Origin of the sequence: Elizabethkingia sp. YR214 (assembly GCF_003058195.1) — a bacterium.
GTDB lineage: Bacteria > Bacteroidota > Bacteroidia > Flavobacteriales > Weeksellaceae > Elizabethkingia.
The window spans coordinates 142,529-160,737 of record NZ_QBUH01000004.1; the positions used below are offsets into that span (position 1 = coordinate 142,529).

The 18,209-nt window shown below is 37.1% G+C and carries 13 protein-coding genes and 1 riboswitch; of the genes, 2 read left to right on the forward strand and 11 right to left on the reverse strand.

Annotated features, from left to right (window positions below; genetic code table 11):
- Positions 1-11: 11 nt before the first annotated feature.
- From C8J95_RS09285 to C8J95_RS09300, 4 genes are all read right to left on the reverse strand, one after another.
- Positions 12-548 carry a hypothetical protein gene (locus C8J95_RS09285; protein ID WP_107808094.1) on the reverse strand — a complete coding sequence of 179 codons (537 nt, stop codon included), beginning with the start codon at positions 546-548 and terminating at the stop codon, positions 12-14.
- A complete protein-coding gene (locus C8J95_RS09290) occupies positions 545-3,295 on the reverse strand; it encodes a hypothetical protein (protein WP_107808095.1) in 2,751 nt (916 codons plus the stop codon). The genes C8J95_RS09285 and C8J95_RS09290 overlap by 4 nt, the downstream gene beginning before the upstream one ends.
- Positions 3,288-4,088 carry a WxL protein host-binding domain-containing protein gene (locus C8J95_RS09295; RefSeq protein WP_107808096.1) on the reverse strand — a complete coding sequence of 267 codons (801 nt, stop codon included), beginning with the start codon at positions 4,086-4,088 and terminating at the stop codon, positions 3,288-3,290. Before C8J95_RS09295 ends, C8J95_RS09290 begins: the two co-directional genes overlap by 8 nt.
- 92 nt (positions 4,089-4,180) lie before the next feature.
- Positions 4,181-4,759: a hypothetical protein gene (locus C8J95_RS09300; RefSeq protein ID WP_107808097.1), complete on the reverse strand. Its 579-nt coding sequence runs from the start codon at positions 4,757-4,759 to the stop codon at positions 4,181-4,183.
- A gap of 720 nt (positions 4,760-5,479) precedes the next feature.
- Between C8J95_RS09300 and C8J95_RS09305 the strand changes: the two genes are divergently transcribed.
- Entirely contained in the window at positions 5,480-6,280 is an 801-nt protein-coding gene (locus C8J95_RS09305) for a class I SAM-dependent methyltransferase (RefSeq protein WP_107808098.1), read from the forward strand.
- A 105-nt stretch (positions 6,281-6,385) separates the two neighbouring features.
- On the opposite strand, the gene C8J95_RS09310 is transcribed toward C8J95_RS09305, so the two are convergent.
- The 7 genes from C8J95_RS09310 to proS form a co-directional block, all read right to left on the reverse strand.
- The gene (locus C8J95_RS09310; protein WP_107808099.1) at positions 6,386-9,130 is read right to left on the reverse strand and encodes a TonB-dependent siderophore receptor; all 2,745 of its coding nucleotides are present in this window, start codon (positions 9,128-9,130) and stop codon (positions 6,386-6,388) included.
- 391 nt (positions 9,131-9,521) lie between these two features.
- A riboswitch (SAM-I-IV-variant riboswitch) is annotated at positions 9,522-9,617 on the reverse strand.
- Between the two features lie 392 nt (positions 9,618-10,009).
- Positions 10,010-10,465, reverse strand: a complete 456-nt coding sequence (locus C8J95_RS09315; RefSeq protein ID WP_255412762.1) for a hypothetical protein — start codon at positions 10,463-10,465, stop codon at positions 10,010-10,012.
- Between the two features lie 307 nt (positions 10,466-10,772).
- Positions 10,773-11,885, reverse strand: a complete 1,113-nt coding sequence (gene dnaJ / locus C8J95_RS09320; protein ID WP_107808100.1) for a molecular chaperone DnaJ — start codon at positions 11,883-11,885, stop codon at positions 10,773-10,775.
- A 26-nt stretch (positions 11,886-11,911) separates the two neighbouring features.
- Positions 11,912-12,448: a nucleotide exchange factor GrpE gene (locus C8J95_RS09325; protein WP_107808101.1), complete on the reverse strand. Its 537-nt coding sequence runs from the start codon at positions 12,446-12,448 to the stop codon at positions 11,912-11,914.
- 50 nt (positions 12,449-12,498) lie between these two features.
- Positions 12,499-13,905, reverse strand: a complete 1,407-nt coding sequence (locus C8J95_RS09330; RefSeq protein ID WP_107808102.1) for an Nramp family divalent metal transporter — start codon at positions 13,903-13,905, stop codon at positions 12,499-12,501.
- A 113-nt stretch (positions 13,906-14,018) separates the two neighbouring features.
- The gene (locus C8J95_RS09335; protein WP_107808103.1) at positions 14,019-15,341 is read right to left on the reverse strand and encodes an OmpA family protein; all 1,323 of its coding nucleotides are present in this window, start codon (positions 15,339-15,341) and stop codon (positions 14,019-14,021) included.
- Between the two features lie 246 nt (positions 15,342-15,587).
- Entirely contained in the window at positions 15,588-17,063 is a 1,476-nt protein-coding gene (gene proS / locus C8J95_RS09340) for a proline--tRNA ligase (RefSeq protein WP_107808104.1), read from the reverse strand.
- A 172-nt stretch (positions 17,064-17,235) separates the two neighbouring features.
- On the opposite strand from proS, the gene C8J95_RS09345 reads away from it, so the two are divergent.
- Positions 17,236-18,198 (forward strand): vitellogenin ii, encoded by a 963-nt coding sequence (locus C8J95_RS09345; RefSeq protein WP_255412763.1) that lies wholly within the window; start codon positions 17,236-17,238, stop codon positions 18,196-18,198.
- The last annotated feature ends 11 nt before the right edge of the window (positions 18,199-18,209 follow it).

The window sequence follows — 18,209 nt, forward strand, 5'->3', positions numbered from 1 at the left end:
TTTTCAAAATTTTATTCAGTAATGGTATAAGTAATAACAACCGGTGTATTGCTTTGCGTTATAAGGTTGGAGTAAGTATTAATAACCAGTGATAATGTAAGTTGATGTCCATTGTTGGTTCCGTTACCTGTATAAGCCCCGCCAATGCCACTGATAATAGTAATGGGAGAGGTTGTAAGCGTTACTAAACCTGCAGAGGTTCCCATTGTACCGCCGCCTGCGCCAGTCGCTGCACCAGCTTGTAGTTTTATATCGACACCAGCGATAGTCTGGTTTACAGAAGCTGTTATTCTTCTGCTAAGGCCACCTGCTGCAATGGCAGAAGTATAGTTAATCCATTTAGAGGTATTAGCTGCCGGACTTACAATTGGCCTTCCTGCTTCTGTGGGTGGAACAAAACTAAGTGTAATGTTACCGGCTGGTTCTATATCCATTAAGGTAACAACTGGAAGTGTAACAATTGCTCCCTTGCTTCCTGTCGTTTGAGAGAAAACATGATCGGACATAATTATGGCAATGATAATGAATGAGCAACGGATGACTTTCATTTTGTTTTTTTCGTTTCGTTATACTCTACCTTTACAGCTTCCTGTTGATATCTGACTTCAGTCTGCTGCTTGGTGATATTAATATTAATTTCTTTAGCTTCTGAAGCTTTTAGCGTAAATCTGAAATTGTCTGAAGCTATTTTGTAGCGTTTATTCAGCCCGTTTCTGTATAATTTTACAACCCATTCCCCGGGACGAAGATAGGTGAAGCTAAAGTCTTCCCCTATAGCACACATTTTTCGATAAACCTGATCCCCGCTGGATGCTTCTATAATAATGCTTTCTCCTTTTTTCTCTGATTTTGGAGAGTCCGATACAGGTTGGCTGTCTTTATCGATTTCGTTTAGCCGTACATGTCCTCGAATGTTTGAGGCTCCGGTTAGTCCAAAGTTGAATATATTTTCTTTGTTTGTAAGACTTACGGCAGCTGGCAGATTGATATCGGATATATCATCTATATCCGTTGTGGAGCGGTCTATTTCAAGAAAATAATCTCCCGGGACAATATTTTTAAAGCTGAAATTTCCATCCTTGTCAGTTACTGATAAATGAGTTCCCAGCATAAGTCGTATACCGTCAGTCTTTTTTACACCCAGATTGCTGATATGTCCTGTTAGCGTTGTATATTCGGCAATCTTCTGAATAGGAATATTCATTCGGAGTGTATAACGCAGGGAGAATATAAAATCTTTATTTCCAAGCTCTCCGCGCTGCAGGGCGTAACGTCCGGAAATATCCAGATCGTGGTTGAGGAAAAGACGCTGATGAAAAAGAACTTCGAATAAATTTCGGTCTTTGAAGTACTCTTCCGGGATATAATTGTTCTGATAAAATAAGCTTAGATAATTATTATCTGTGAACCTGCTGGTGATTCGGGCCCCGTAATAAATTTGTCTCTGATTCTTTAAAAGATAACGGGAAGTTAATCCATAACTTCCGAATAGATTAAAAGAAGTCTTGAATTTTTCAAAACTGATATTGGCTGTGTAAAAACTAGAATTACCGCTGAAGCCTGTAAGGTAATTGTCGGTCTTGCCGAATTGTCCTTCCAGATTCAGCTGAAATATTCCTATTTGTTGGTCTATGCTGATTTTAAAGAACTTTTCGTTGTAGTTAAATTGCTTCTGTGGCAAACGATCTTCATATTTTTGAAAGCCATTATAAAACATAATATTTCCAGTTTTCATATAGCGATAATTCAGGCCATACTGGAAAAATTTACGATAAGGAGCTGCCATTAATAAAGTGTCCCGCTGAAAGTTTTTAGCATCCTGTATATAGCTGGCAAATAAATTGAATTTATTCGAAAACCTGTATTGCAGATTTCCATTTATGTTACTGGTGTTGTTGAAGTATCCTGCAAATTTAGGGCTAGCCCTCATGTACATTATACTCCCACTTACTTTTGCATAGTTGGCCTGTGCTTGTAATAGGTAACCTGTCCCTTCGGTAATACTGTTTTTACTGTAGGCAAATTCTCCCTGTAATTCAATATTTTTCAAAACAGTTAGCTTTCCTGCAAGATAAGGAAGATGAGTGTTAGACTCCAGAAGCATGCTACCTGTACTTGGACCCGTGTTGTCTTTTTGTGGTGTTTTATAAAGATAACCAGCAGTCAATTCTGCTGTTCTTTTGAATCTGAATTTCGTATAAATATTAAACTCATCTTTAATATCGCGGAAAAATCTGGGATGATTGTAAAATCCACCTATTGAAATATTTTTGAAATCATAACGAAGCTCTGCACCACGCCCATAACGTGCAAATTCCGTCAGAAAAGATGAGGAATAAGTTTTGTCACCTATATGAAAGAAAAGATTATCATTTTTATAATTAATAAAATATTCCTCATACTGAGTAAATGCACTAAATTCTACAGGGTTAGCAGTTACAGCACGGAATTCCAGTATATCTCTGTTTTCTTTACTCAGGCTGCCTTTTCCGTAGATTTCTCCCTGAAATCCATCGTTGTAAACTCCTCTGTTGCGCATTCCGATAAAGGATACCGAAGCAGATACCGGAAATCGGTAATAGATGTCATCTTCCACAGGATTTACCGATATAATCCTTGTTGTAGAATAGGCTGTGAGGTTCTGTGTATTAGCTGATCGTGCAGATAAGTTCAGGTTCAGGTATTCATTTTTTCCAAGTTTAGGATCAGTAATTTTACTTACAGTGACAATTTTACTTTCTCCCGGTTGTAAAGTCAATTTGGGATCTATATCCATTGTCGTATTCTGTGAGCAGGCAAGAGTTAAATTTTCAGTAACATTTCCATTATTTTTCAAAAGAAATGTAGCATTAACCTTTTCTCCAGCTTTTACAAATTCAGGAATGTTTAAGCTGGTAAGAGAGATTTTTCGCTGTTCAGAGATTACAATCTCTAAAGTCCTGACGAATTCATTATTGCCGGGATTGGTTTTGTCGGTGCCACGTATTGTAAGGGTGTAGACTCCTTTTGGTATTTCGGATGCAATCCTCAAAGCTACCAGATACAAGGAATGTTCTCCGGCATCAATACTCAGATTATCTTTAGTGGTAATGGGTGTGATATAAGGCGTAGAGGATTCGATCCCGATATCATAAACCTTATGTACAGAAGTATTATTTTCTATAGGAAAAGATACAGAGGTGGCTGTTCCCGGTAACAGACTATCTTTTTTATGAATAAATTCTTGAGTTTGTTTTTGTGAAAATAGAAGTGCCGGAAATAGAATGAGAAGATATAACAGTGTTTTTTTAATCATTCTTAATTTCTAATTCTACATTGAGGGCGAAAGCATTTTCATCCTCATCTGTTGCTATAATTGCAGCATTGTATTTATCGGGTGGCAGCTTACTGATATCTATATAAAATGTTTTAGAGGTATCTGGTAGTAATCCCATAGGAAGGCTGGAAAAATTACCTATTTTTTGGCCGCTCTTTTTACTGTATATATCAACAGAGGTTGCTAACTTGCAGTATAAAGCACCATTATTGGCTATAGCAATATTTAAAAAACGTTTATCTGCTTTTTTATCTACTTTTATACCTTCAAATTTAAGCTCCGGTTTTATATTTTCCGTTTTGTAATCCGTAATAATCTGAATAGCATAGCGTACTACTGATGTAATATTTACGCCCATTTTAGCATCACTGGGTTTTATATCGTCTATAGGTTCTACAATAAGAACACTCCAATAGCTGCCAGGATGCTGTATGTTGTCCGGGATCAGAATTTCATAATAAACATCTGTTTTTTCTCTAGCTTTTAGGGCTACTGTATTGGTATTGAGTTTTATCCAATCTGCGTTGGTCTTGCTGTTGGTGTGTATAGAACTATAAGTAATGGTTCCATCGGATTTGTAACTAAAATCCTGTGGAAATATTTTTACATTCTGAGTTGTATTACCTGTATTTTCTATTGCAATCTTTCCCTTGTAGATTTGTCCATTTTCTACTTTATAAGTATGGCTAAGTCCGTTGAGAATGACAAGTCCAGCCTGCATATATCCTAGGTGTAGGATAAAGGCAATAGTAAATAAGATACGCTTTTGCATAAAAAGAATATTAGGGTATATAAAGACATGAAAATTTTAGAAGAAATCGCTAGTGCTATTTCTTCTTGCTGGTGCAACGGAGTTTCTGGCTACTAGTTGTCGGAAATTGTATAAGTTACAGTAGCTACTACAGATGCTTTCGCTTCCAAGTCTCCATAAGAGGCTACTGAACCAGCTGTACTACCATAGTTTAAAGCATAAGTAAGGTTGTGGCCATTATTAACCCCGTCACCTGTATAAGCACTACCTATTCCGGAAATAATTGTTTGGTCTGTAGCACTTAGTATAAGCTGAGCAGCAGGAGTACCACGTGTGCCTCCACCAGAACCAGAGGCAGCTGCAGCTGTTACTTTAATATCAACCCCGGGAACTACTGCTGTCAGTTTTACCGTAACATTTCGGGTAGGATCGGCAATGGATTTTACTGATGAATAATTGAGCCATAAGGTAGTATTTGGACTTGGTGCAACAAGTGGCTGGCCAGCTTCGGTAGGAGCTGTAAATGCTAATGTTATATTTTTGCTTGCGGAAGGTTCTATATCCAGCAATGCTACTTCCGGGATAGTAATTCCAATAGTGTGATTATCAGTATTAGTATCCTGTGCTTTTACATTAACAGATATTGCAATAAGCACAATGGATAATGGTAAGGAATAATTCAGTTTTTTCATATTGTTTGTATTTGATTGTATTGTGAGGTGAATATAATTAATTTTTCATTAATAATTATTTTTTTTTAAATTATATATTCTTTTTTTACTTTATGTATTGTTTATTATTGTTGTGGTAATGTATTATGAGTAAAAATATATTAATTATTTTAGCAAAGGATAAGGAAGCTATAAGCTTTCTATCTGCCTGATCATCGTAGTCATAAAGGGTTGAAACTATATATGAAGCAAAATACCAACTTTTATAATTGCGAAATAAAAGTTCCCTAAAATAGTGGTACAAAAAGGTTATGTTGGAAATTATCCCTAATATTGCAGTACAATTCTGGTATAAGGCAGGCTTTTTCAGCTGCTTGAGATATGCCTGAAAAGAATTTTAATACTAACAATACCCATAAGGACATGCTAATTTAATTTCAATCAACTAAAACATAGAGTGAATCTACTGTTAAATCTATTGTTTAGCAGAAGCATTGCTTAATAATGTAGTGATTGTGAAATTAGTTTCCGTTATTCTGTTTTACCTGTAGTTTATTATTTCAGTTATATGTTTTTTGGTTCACCAATGCCGAAAATTATAATCAGCATTTCTCAGAATTTTATATAATATTTTTTATCAGGTATTCACAAGTACAGGTACTTGCTTTCACAGAAAATAGTACTGCAGATTAAGCTTTGCATTTATGAATAATCAAATCAAATTTTAAAATTCATTATTTAATGAAAGCATATAATAATAACAATAAATTAAGTGAAAATCATAATCAACAAGTATGGGATCAGCTATCCAGTATGGACTGCGAATGGTCCAGACCTGTAAGTTCCGAAATTATTAATGCAGCTCGTGAAGGAGAGTGGGAGGTACGTTTAACCCATGATCCGTTACCGGAAGGCTGGTTGGATAACGTAGTAGGAATGAAAATTCTGTGTCTTGCCTCTGCAGGTGGACAACAGGCACCGATTCTTGCAGCAGCAGGTGCTGAAGTTACTGTCTTTGATATTTCCGAAAACCAACTAGATAAAGATCGTTTGGTTGCAAAACGTGATCATCTTAACCTGGAAATAGTACAGGGAGATATGCGGGATTTGAGTATGTTTGAAAATGAAAGTTTTGACTGCATTTTCCATCCGATATCTAATCTGTATATTCCAGATGTACAGCCAGTATGGAACGAATGCTTCCGAGTTTTAAAGGCAGGAGGAAAATTGCTTAGTAGTTTTTACAATCCGATTTTGTTTGTGGCTGATCGTAATCCGGAATATCTGCAGCAAGGAGTGATAAAACCCCGGTATAAAATCCCGTTTTCAGACCTTACGGATATTGATGAAGAGGCTCTGCAAGCTAAGAAAGAAAAGAATGAAGCCTTAACTTTCGGACACAGTTTGTCCCAATTAATAGGAGGGCAGTTAGAATCCGGATTTCTGATCAAAGGTTTTCACGAGTCTTTTGCACCAGTGCCCAGATTTTTGATTGAGAAGTATATGCCTGGTTTTTTAGCAACCTGGTCTGTAAAGCTGTAAGTCTATACTCTGAGAAGTATATATTATAAAGAGGATGTCTTTTAAAACATCCTCTTTTTTATTAAGATCTGCTTGGATTAAATTTCGAATATAGCATTGAATTTGCTAAAAATCAAAATTGATACGGGCAAATAGATAACGCCCTCCAATACCAAACTGAGAAACCTGTCGGGACGTAAGGAACTGATTCCCGGCAGTAAGACTATTAATATTTGGGTTTTGTGTAGGCTGTATATTAAAAATATTATTGGCACCTACTGTTAACAAAACATTTTTGTTGAATTGATACCCGGCAGACAGATCTGTAACCAGCTTACCTCCCAATACTACGTGTTCATTAGGCCCTGTTACTCCATCCAGATTGGCATCTACAATATTGGCATCGGTAACCTTACCAAAGTAAGCATTTCGTACATAGAAATTAAATTTGTTGACTTTTAAATTATGACCAAGAATAGCTTTGAAACGGGGAACAGCCTCTTCAAAATATATTCTGTTTTCTTCAGAAAAATAGCTGTTTATTTGACTTTGTAGTTGCTCGGATGCTTTAATAGCGCCCACCTTTCGGGTCTGATTAAGATTAATTCCCAGATTGTTTTCCAAAGAAATTCCGGGAGCAAATCGGGAACGCTGAGATACTGTTATGTCTATTCCCTTGGTTTCTGTATCAATAGCATTGGCAAAGAAGTTTGCAGCTTCAGCTCCTACGGAATCAAATATCTGCTGTAGATTTCTCTCCGGAGTTCCGTTAGCAAAATTTCCTTGAGGTCTCGTGAATAAATCGGTAAGGACAACACGATTATCAATTCGCGTAAAGTAGGCATCTACCGTAAATAAAAGGTTTATAGAAGGTATTTTCCAATTGAATCCCGTGCTTACTGATTTAGAAGTTTCCTGCTTCAGCTGAGGAATACCCAATTGTCTTGCCGCATCCGAATCATTGCGGAACGTTCCTACCTGAGTCGTTTTTCCACCATTAATAAGAGTGGAAGTGGAGCTGTAATATAACTGTGCAAGAGAAGGAGCCCGGAATCCTGTAGATCCGGCAAAGCGCCAATTAACCGTTGGCGAAATTCGGATATTGGATGCGAGTTTGTAATTGAACGTTGAGCCAAAGTCTGTGTAGTTTTCATATCGAAGTGCCGCTTCCAGGAAAAGCCAGTCTGTTGCTTCCAATTCTGCGTCAAGATAAGCTGCTACACTATTTCTTCCTTTGGAAACTTCATTTTCGGGGCGATATCCCGGGAATACCTGTGCTCCTCCCGGCCGGGTATTACCGAAAAAGTCCGTAGGAATATCTTTTGCTGCTGTTCTTTCTGTTACCGGATTTCCAAATATATCATATTGCTGATACGAGTTTGCTTTTCCCGGAGTGATGTTGTATTTCTCATGTCGGTATTCACCACCGAAAGCCAAATTCAATCCTTTTAATACATCAAATTTTCTCTGAAAATCAAGATTTAATGTATTTTGAAGAAAGCCAAGACTTCCTGCTTCAAAATATGTTGGAGAGTTTTGCAGTAGCGAAGCATTAAGTGTATTAGCAACACCAAATTTAAAATTGTTTTGACCAAAAGTATTGCTCAGATTAATATTCCAGTCATTCCATTTACCTTTAATTCCTGCTGCAAGAGAATAATCATAAATAGTAGATTCTATTTGAGGCAAGAATCCATTAGGATAGAGGTTTGTAACTGCTCTCGGATTGTTTGGGAAGCGATAAAAGCCACCTGCATTCCCATTTCTCAGACTGTAGCCACCAAACGAGAATACTTTCCATTGATCACTGATTGGAACTTCTGTATTAAAATAGAGCTGAGCACTTCTCAATCGGGATTGCCCGATTCTCATGTTAAAGTCACTGCGTTCAAGACCACGATAAGCAAGTTCCTGAGTAGTATAATCTTTAGATAGTAATTGTTGGAGGGTAGATATGTTGTTAGAACTTTGAATTGCTTGTTTTTCTCCTGCAGAGAAATAATCGACCTTATTGCTGTATTGATGAATATAATTAATAATCTGGTTTGTATTCGGCGTATTGTTTATGTTTTTGTACAGACCATCTATGTTGATATTGTCCTGTGTAGCGCGATAGGATATAGCATTGTATCCATTAAAAAGGTCCGCTTGCTGTTCACCTGCTCTTGAATATGGATCGCGGTATTGTAAAGATGAGGTAAAATTGATAAAGCCTTTCTTGCCAATTTTGGTACCGTAATTAAGGTCTAAGCCTATATTCTCACCATCCACACCACCAGTATGGTTATTGGCAACAGAGGATGCATAACCTCCAAGATATACTTGTCCTGAAAAGCCCAATCGCTTTTTCAGTTCGAGGTTTATAACGCCTGCTATTGCATCAGAACCATATTGTGCAGAAGCTCCATCTCTAAGTACTTCAATCCTTTCTAATGCAAAGGCAGGGATTGCATTCAAGTCAGTGCCTACAGATCCTCTTCCGGGGGTTAGGGTAACATTAACCAGAGACGACTGATGTCTTCTTTTTCCGTTAAGAAGAACAAGTACCTGATCCGGGCCTAATCCACGAATCTGTGCAGGATCTACGAAATCGGTTCCATCATTTACAGTATGAGAGGTAGAGGTAAATGAAGGAACAATAAAATTAAGCGTACTGGATACCGAATTTTGTGGTACTTCTTTCAATGTTTTAGATAGTTCAATGATATCCACAGGTACCGGAGAATTTACAATTGTACGGCTGGAACTCCGGGTTCCGAGAAGTACAACTTCATTTAATGTTTTAGCTTTTTGTAAACTATCCTGTGCAAAGTAAATAGCAGATACAGATGTTAATGAAGTAATAATAGTTTTATGTAATAGTCGTTTCATAAAGTTGATAATAGTTAAGAACTCTCCGATATTTCAGAGCCGTTTTTGTATTGATGATTAATTGTAATGAAAGCCAACAGATATGAAATCAGGCTTTATGGCGCTACTTTTATAAGAAACAAGATAGATTTCCTGTAATGATGGTATGTAGCTTTGGATTTAATAGCAACAGCACATACTGTGCATTATTCCTTTTACTTTAACTAATCGAAGAATAGTAATAGTGCTTAAAAGCAGAGTAACTGGTGTGAAGAAAATACAAGAATAGTAGGGTGCTATAAAAGCTCCTAAAAGTATTAACTCGGTAAACGGAATAAGTAATCGAAGGTTTCTTTTTTGATATTTCATTAATGTGTTTTATTTAACACAAGAACTCAACAAAATGAAAATAGAATACAACATTTTTTCCGAAATATCGGCTTATCTATTTCAGCACCTTGCTTGTTGTTGCAGGTTGCTACTTCTCTTGAAGTTCTTGATAATTATGATGCAAATATATTTCTTTTTTTGAAATAAAAATGCATCATTGAAATAAAATTATACTTTTTTGATAGGATTTTAAGTGTTTGTGACTTTTGGAGTTGACTATCAGTACTTTTAAATATATTAGATTAACGGGAATATTGTTAAAGAGAGATAGGAAAGTACTTGAAATTTGTTACAATTTATTCACATGCTTTAGGTTGTAGATCGAAAATTTTGTGGCAAATTTTCACCGTATTATAGATCATTAAAAAGGCCAGTACTTTTAAAATATTTTGTTTATCTGGTGTCATATCAAAATTATTTAACGGATTAGTACATGGGACTATCCCAGTTTAAATAAGATGTAAAAGCCATAAAAAGGTTGCGTTGCCTGTCTGTAAAATATCTATAGTTTTATTTCTGTATAGATTTTATATATTCTTTAGTGTATTTCTCAGGATATTCCTTAAACCATTTTGAAACTGTTTTCTCACCACACAGCACATAGACTGTATTAATAAGTAATTCTTTCTCTTTATCTGAGAACTCTGAATTTGGTTCCGGATCAATCCTCTTATTCCTTTTAAGAATTGGTGTGTGGTGAATGAAGCGACAGAAAAAACGTTGACAAAATTCGCTATAAACGGAAGTGAACAAAATAAAGCTTCGCCACATCTCTTCTATAATCAGCATGTCATTATTAATATATATTCCCGGCTGAGTACAGATTGCAATATATTTTTTAGTTTCCTGAAAAAGTTCTTCTATTTCGCTCTCAGGAAGATTATACATACAGGAAAAATGAAAGAGAACCTCTTCGTTGCGATAGTCGAGGTAAGAAGAATTCTTCAGAACTTGAGGCAGCATCATAACGTATTAGTTTTTTAGTATTAGATTAAATTTACTTTTCTTTTCTTAAATGCAACTTAGTTGCGAATATAAGTTCTTTATACTTAAATGCAATAATGTCGCATTAATATTTAGATAAATTTAACATTCCGGTTTTCAGAAAAAAAAATTGTTAATCGGACAGATAGATAACCTGAAAAACCGGATTGTATATTTTTACTACTTCATTTTAGAGTATGCTTGAAATCTAAATGCTGCAAGGGACAGGAGGGGCAACAAAAAAAACCTGCTAAAAAGCAGGTTCTTGTAAAGTTGATTTATGTATAACTTAATTGAATAAGTCTTTTACTTTTTCAAAGAAAGTTTTTTCCTTTCCTGTTGGCTTCGGAATCATTTCATCAGATTCCATTTGGTCTTCGAAAAACTCTTTTTGTTCCTTAGATAACTTCTGAGGTGTCCATACATTGATATGAACAAACATGTCACCTTTTCCATAACTGTCGATACTTGGTAGCCCTTTGTTGGCTAAACGAAGAATCTTTCCGGATTGTGTTCCGGCATCGATTTTTACTTTTACTTTTCCACCAACTGTCGGAATTTCTTTAGAAGTTCCAAGTGCAGCTTCAGCAAAAGAAATATACAATTCCTGGTGCAGGTTGTCGCCTTCACGTTTTATAGTATTATCTTCTTCCTCCTCAATAACAACTAGAAGATCCCCAGGGGTACCACCAAAAGGTGCATCATTACCTTTTCCACGAACATTCAGTTGGATACCATCTCTTGCTCCTGCCGGTATGTTGATGCTGATTTCTTCATCATCTTTAATCAGACCATGTTCATTAGCTCCTGAAGGAATTTTGTCTGCAACTTTCCCTAGTCCGTTACAAGTTCCGCAGGTTGTCTGCGTTTGCATCTGTCCGAACATGGTATTCATTATCTTCATTTGTACACCGCTTCCCTGACATGTTGGACATGTTTTAGAAGTTACTCCGGGTGCCAATTTCATTTTCTTTACCTTGATGGTTTTGGTTGTACCATTTACCATTTCGTCAAGGTTTAATTTTATTCTTACTCTGAGGTTGCTTCCTTTTACCTGCTGACGTCCGCCGCCACCAAAACCACCAAAGCCACCAAAATGTCCACCAAATATATCTCCAAACTGACTGAAAATATCATCCATGTTCATTCCGCCGCCAAAGCCGCCTCCGGCTGCTCCGCCAACACCAGCATGACCATACTGGTCATAACGGGCACGTTTATTATCATCGCTTAGAACTTCATAGGCTTCAGCAGCCTCTTTAAAGTTTTCTTCAGCCTCTTTATCACCAGGGTTTTTATCCGGGTGAAACTTTATAGCCATTTTACGGTAAGCCTTCTTGATCTCATCAGCAGAAGCAGATTTGCTAATGCCTAATACCTCATAGTAATCTCTTTTTGTCATTTTCTTACTTCAGAATTATATTGGAATTATGCTCCTACTACTACTTTCGCGAAACGAATTACTTTATCGTGAAGCATATAACCAGTCTCTATAACATCTATGATTTTACCTTTTAAATCGTCTGAAGGAGCAGGGATTTGTGTAATAGCTTCGTGCTTGTCTACATCAAAGCTGTCTCCTGCCTGTACCTCGATAGTAACAAGGCCCTTTTCAGTTAATTTACCTTTAAATTTCTGGTAAATAAGTTCTATACCTTTAAGGTCTTCAGGATTGCCATTTTTAGAAATCTCCTTTATAGCTCTTTCAAAATCGTCTAATACAGCAAGCATGGAAACCATAAGATCCTGATTAGCATATTTGAAAAAGTCCATCTTTTCTTTGTTGGTTCTCTTTTTGTAATTTTCGAACTCAGCATAAAGGCGGATATAACGATCTTTTTCTTCTGCCAATTGGTCTTCAACTGACGGAGTTGCTGACAAATTTTCAGCTGATGTAGTATCGTTGTTCTCTATATTTTCATTTGGCGTAGTCTCTTCTGCCTGTATTTCCTTATTTTCGTCCATTATTGATATATTTTAAAGTCATTTTCACAAAGATAACGCCAAAATATAATTTAGGACATTTCGGCAGACTTTTCCTTTTTAAGTGGATAATAACATGTATAAAACAGGAGCGTTATAAACGCTACAATTCCGAGAATATGCAGCAGCTTTATACCAAAAGAAAGATTGCTAAAGCCTTCAAAAGTATAGGATACCAGCCAAAACAAATTAAGCCCGCATATTAGTACTGCAATACCCCAGGATGTGATCCGTAATGGTAGGCCGATTCTGAAGTTTTTCATAATCTTCTCGGAGCTTACACTAAAGATAAGAGGTATAATAGCAAAGCTTAGCTGTAGGCTCAATATTACCTGGGAGAATATCAATAACGACTCCGATTTGTCATCTCCATAGAGAATGATTACCAAAATAGATGGAATAATAGCCAGTAATCTGGTAATTAGCTGACGGATAAATGGGTTGATTTTAATATTCAGATAACCCTCCATAACAATTTGGCCTGCCAGTGTTCCTGTAACGGTAGAGGATTGGCCAGCGGCAATTAATGCAATAGCAAATGCAATTGGTGCGAAATTATTATTTAAAACAGGAGCCAGCATTTTATAGGCATCAGTAATGGAGCTGAGTTCCTGATTTCCTGAATCATGAAATGTGCTGGCAGCCAGAATAAGAATTGCTGCATTCACAAAGAAGGCGAAATTTAATGATATTGCAGAATCCCAGAAATTGTATTTCAGCGATTCTTTAATGCTTTTTTCATCATCGTTTATTTTACGGGATTGTACAAGGGAGGAGTGGAGGTACAGGTTGTGTGGCATTACTGTAGCACCAATAATTCCTATTGATATGTAAAGTTCTTCAGTACTTAGCTTTTTTGGAACTAACCCACCGGTAATACTGGCAATATCCGGCTGCGAAAGAATAAGCTGGAAAACAAATGCACCGGCAATAATGAAGATTAGTCCAAGGATAAAACTCTCGATTTTTCTTACACCCAGTTTTTGCAGATATAGTATTAATAAAGTGTCTACAAAGGTGATGAGCACTCCCCAGATTAAATCTATTCCGAATAAGAGTTTCAGGCCTAGTGCCATTCCGAGTACCTCTGCCAGATCAGTCGCAATAATGGCTATTTCTGCCAGAATATAAAGAATGAAATTAAGTTTTCGGGGATATATTGTTTTATTAATCTGTGCTAAGTCTTTTCTCTTTACAATACCCAGTCTTGCTGAAAGACTTTGTAATACCAGGGCCATAAGATTAGAAAGGAGAAGCACAAATAATAGTTTATAACCAAATCTGGAACCGGCTTCCAGATCGGTTGCCCAGTTACCAGGATCCATATAGCCAATACTAACTAAAAGTGCGGGACCGAAAAAACTAAGAATCCGTCTCCATCCGGTAAGTTTTTTGGTATCAATTGTTTCGTGTATTTCGTGAAGAGATTTGTCTGTCATTAAAAATGAAAAGTTAGTTTAATCTAACAAAATTACTAAAATAATCTAAAAACAAAGAATTGAACATAAAAAAACCGCTCATAGTGAGCGGTTAAGTATTGTAAATGAGATGCTTATTTTGCAAATCTTACAGCCATTTTTCTGTCAACAGCTCTTTCTTCGTTAGATGCAGTTGCAGCAACTGTAGCATGTTCGCTTCCGTAGCCTTTTGCTTCAAGGATTTGTCCGCCTACACCTAATTTTGTTAACTCAGCTTTGATGAAGTTAGCTCTGTCCTGAGATAGTTTCAGGTTGCTAGCCTCATTTCCTGTTTTATCTGTGTAACCTCCGATTTTAATTTTAGCATCAGGGAAAGCTTTCAGGATGGTTGCTATATTTTGGATTTGTCCTTCAGAACCAGCCTCAAGTTTATCTGCTTTACCAATTACAAAATTAACATTGTCGAAGTTATACCATGTCGTTTTTAGCGCTTCATCATCAGTAGTAGCATATTTTCCGGAGTTCAGGAAGTTAACCATACTTTCTTCCATACCACCTTTGAAACCTTGAAGAGAAGCTCCTTTTACATCAATTGTAGTTGTCTCCTTAGTGGTAGTTGTTGTGCTTGTGTTTGCACTATCCTGAGGTGTAGTATCTGAAGAAGTACTTTCCGTAGTTGTAAGTGTTGTTGTAGAGTTTTCTTTTGCTTTACACTGCTTCCACAGGAACCAGCCGATTAATCCTAAAAGAATCAATGGCAATAACCATTTCCATACTGAGCCACCACCACCATTGTTTCCTGTAGGCGGCGGAGTATATGTATTTCCGGATCTGGTAACTTCAGGAGTTTCTTCATTTCCTGTAAAGACATTTTTAATGTCTTCAATTTTTTCAGTAACAGCCTCTTTTACATCTTCAGCTTTCTCTCCAAGTCCGCTAAAAACACCACCTAAACCTAAAGCGCCTAATGAAAGTCCTGCTGGTAATAAAGAAGAAATCCAGCTCTTTTGGCCGGAAAGAAGATTTGTAAATCCGGATTCGTCCAGATTGTTGTCTGCAGCGTATTTACCAATTGTACCTAAAGTTGCATCAGATGTCAGTCCTAAAAGAGACTGTGCAGATGATTCTTTGATACCGGCAAAACCAGATACAGAAGAAAGAATACCACCAATTTTGTCTCCAAAAAGAGAAGATACAATACCAGATACTACAGAATTGCCACCGCCAGATCCAGATCCCAAACTGGAAAGAATTCCGCTGGAAGCCAGTCCTTTTAGTTGGTCTAATAGTCCGGGAGTGCTACCTGCTTTATCGGCAATACCCCCAACTAATACCGGAAGAAAAGCGCTGATTGCTTTAGATACTCCGGATTCACTTTCTCCAAGCTGAGTAGCTGTCTGGGACACTACGCTAGGTGAAAGATAATTTTTTACAAGATCAATAATGTTTACAGACATAATAGTTTAGTTTAAAAGTTAATATATCAAAAATAAGTAATTTTTTTTCAATTAAATTGCTGAAAATGAAACTTTAAGAATATTTTAATATAGAATCGTGAATTAAAAATAAGCATTTTTCATCTCATTTTTATTGTGAAGGCCGTACTGTATACTGTTCTTTGCTTTGGCAGATCAGCTTATATTTTATAAAAAAAGACACTTCTGAAGAGAAGTGTCTTTTTTTATGATATTTATAGAATTTTATTAATATGCTTTTGCAAATAATACTCTTCTTTTTGATGGCTTACCAGTGATAAGGGAAACGCCGTCTTCCTCTATTGCATCCAGAGGAATACATCTGATGGTAGCTTTGGTTTCGTCCTTAATTTGTTCCTCTTCTTCAGGAGTTCCGTCCCAGTGTGCAGAGATAAATCCTCCTTTCTCTTCTAATACCTTTTTGAATTCTTCATAGGTATCTACTTTGGTAATATGCTCATCTCTGAAAGATTTTGCTTTGTTGAAAATATCCTGCTGAATTGTCTGAAGCAAATCTGTGATATACTGATCCAAACCTTCAATCGGAACAATTTCCTTAGTTAGAGTATCACGGCGTGCTACTTCTACAGTCTGGTTTTCCAGATCTTTAGGACCAATTGCTACTCTTACCGGCACACCTTTTAGTTCGTACTCAGCAAATTTCCAGCCTGGTTTGTATTCGTTTCTGTCATCATATTTTACATAGATTCCTTTTGCTTTTAATTTTGCAATGATATCATCTGCAACATCTCCGATTTGTGCCAGCTGCTCATCCGTTCTGTGGATAGGAACAATAACAACCGGAATTGGAGCTAAGCTAGGAGGAAGTACTAATCCGTTGTCATCGGAGTGTGTCATAATTAACGCTCCCATAAGACGGGTAGAAGTTCCCCATGAAGTTGCCCATGCAAACTCTTGTTTTCCTTCTCTGTTTGTGAATTTTACATCAAATGCTTTTGCAAAGTTTTGTCCCAGAAAGTGAGATGTACCTGCCTGTAATGCTTTTCCATCCTGCATCATTGCTTCGATACAATAGGTTTCATCAGCACCGGCGAATCTTTCACTCTCCGTTTTATAGCCTTGTACAACTGGGATAGCCATAAATCTTTCCGCAAAGTCTGCATATACTCCAAGCATCTTTTCTGTTTCTTCAACAGCTTCATCTCTTGTAGCGTGTGCAGTATGTCCCTCTTGCCACAAAAACTCAGCTGTTCTTAGGAACAGACGTGTTCTCATTTCCCAACGAACAACATTTGCCCATTGGTTAATTAATATAGGCAAATCTCTGTAAGACTGAATCCAGTTTTTATATGTATTCCAGATAATAGCTTCAGAAGTTGGTCTTACAATAAGTTCTTCTTCAAGCTTAGCCTCAGGATCTACGATTAGTTTTCCCGGATTATTAGGATCGCTTTTTAATCTGTAGTGGGTAACCACAGCACATTCTTTGGCAAAGCCTTCTGCATTTTTTTCTTCAGCCTCAAACAAGCTTTTGGGCACGAAAATGGGGAAGTAAGCATTCTGATGGCCTGTTTCTTTGAACATTCTGTCCATCTCATCTCTCATTTTTTCCCAGATTGCATAACCGTATGGTTTAATAACCATACATCCTCTGACACCAGAGTTTTCTGCTAAATCTGCTTTTACCACTAACTCGTTGTACCACTTGCTATAATCTTCAGCTCTTGAAGTTAATTTTGCCATATTGCGTATCTCAATTAATTTAACTTTTTTTAGAAAAAATTATCTAAATAATAAATTGTAATTTTATACCATTGATTTTGTATAATTTGGTATAATTTTAGCAATTCATTTTGCAAATATATTAATAAAATTAAGCTCTGTAATTATCATGAAAAATAAAACTATAATTGGTATGGGCAAACTGCTGAAAAGCAATGTGTTGCTGGGAGCGTCTGCATTGGGACTTTTAACCTCATGCGGTGCTTATATGAACGGATATTCTGAGACAGACGGGGCCTATTATGATCCGAGAAGAGATACTGTACCACAGTATGACACTAGAACAGCCGGTAATCAGGTAGGTGGCTACTATTCATATGGTGACGATGAGGATGAATCTTATGATACTAGTATTGTAAGACAAAGCCAGTACAATCAGAAAAAACAAAAAACAAAATACCAGAACTGGGGTAATAAAAAAACAGATTCCGATTGGGGTGACTTTACCGGAACACAAACCTATTATACTGACAATAGCTTTTATGGCGGTTGGGGCTATCCTTATGGTTGGGGTGGATGGAGATCTCCTTTCTACGGATCATACTATGGTGGAGGCTTAGGTTTTGGCTGGGGTGCTTCTTATGGCTGGGGCTATCCGGGCTGGGGTTGGAACATTGGCTTTGGCTGGGGTGGAGGTTACTACCCAGGCTGGAGTATGGGAGGCTTCTATGATCCATTCTGGGGTTATCCTTACTATGCATACAGACCTCATTATTGGGGAGGTTACTATCGCCCGTGGGCTGGTGGTGGCTATTATGCGCCTAGATATAGAACCAGAGATGCTGATTATATAGACAGAAGCAGAAATGGTTTCCGTAATAATGGAGGTTATAATAATGGAAGTTTCCGTGGAAATAATCGAAATGGATACCAGGACCGTTCTAACAATGGCTTCAGAAATTCTGGTTTCCGTGATCGTTCACAAAATCAGATGCCTCAATCTCAACAAGGTTGGAATAACAGACCTTCTGACTCAGGTTTTAGAAGCAATAATGGCTTCAGTACTGGTGGCAGAGGCGGCGGTGGCTTTGGTGGCGGATCTGCAGGAAGTTCCGGCGGCGGCGGTGGTGGCTTCAGATCTGGAGGAAGAAGATAATCCCACAGTCT

Bases quoted from the DNA above. Each gene is read 5' to 3' on its own strand.
- C8J95_RS09285 (WP_107808094.1), bottom strand. From the start codon at position 548: ATGAAAGTCATCCGTTGCTCATTCATTATCATTGCCATAATTATGTCC.
- C8J95_RS09290 (WP_107808095.1), bottom strand. From the start codon at position 3,295: ATGATTAAAAAAACACTGTTATATCTTCTCATTCTATTTCCGGCACTT.
- C8J95_RS09295 (WP_107808096.1), bottom strand. From the start codon at position 4,088: ATGCAAAAGCGTATCTTATTTACTATTGCCTTTATCCTACACCTAGGA.
- C8J95_RS09300 (WP_107808097.1), bottom strand. From the start codon at position 4,759: ATGAAAAAACTGAATTATTCCTTACCATTATCCATTGTGCTTATTGCA.
- C8J95_RS09305 (WP_107808098.1), top strand. From the start codon at position 5,480: ATGAAAGCATATAATAATAACAATAAATTAAGTGAAAATCATAATCAA.
- C8J95_RS09310 (WP_107808099.1), bottom strand. From the start codon at position 9,130: ATGAAACGACTATTACATAAAACTATTATTACTTCATTAACATCTGTA.
- C8J95_RS09315 (WP_255412762.1), bottom strand. From the start codon at position 10,465: ATGATGCTGCCTCAAGTTCTGAAGAATTCTTCTTACCTCGACTATCGC.
- dnaJ (WP_107808100.1), bottom strand. From the start codon at position 11,885: ATGACAAAAAGAGATTACTATGAGGTATTAGGCATTAGCAAATCTGCT.
- C8J95_RS09325 (WP_107808101.1), bottom strand. From the start codon at position 12,448: ATGGACGAAAATAAGGAAATACAGGCAGAAGAGACTACGCCAAATGAA.
- C8J95_RS09330 (WP_107808102.1), bottom strand. From the start codon at position 13,905: ATGACAGACAAATCTCTTCACGAAATACACGAAACAATTGATACCAAA.
- C8J95_RS09335 (WP_107808103.1), bottom strand. From the start codon at position 15,341: ATGTCTGTAAACATTATTGATCTTGTAAAAAATTATCTTTCACCTAGC.
- proS (WP_107808104.1), bottom strand. From the start codon at position 17,063: ATGGCAAAATTAACTTCAAGAGCTGAAGATTATAGCAAGTGGTACAAC.
- C8J95_RS09345 (WP_255412763.1), top strand. From the start codon at position 17,236: ATGGGCAAACTGCTGAAAAGCAATGTGTTGCTGGGAGCGTCTGCATTG.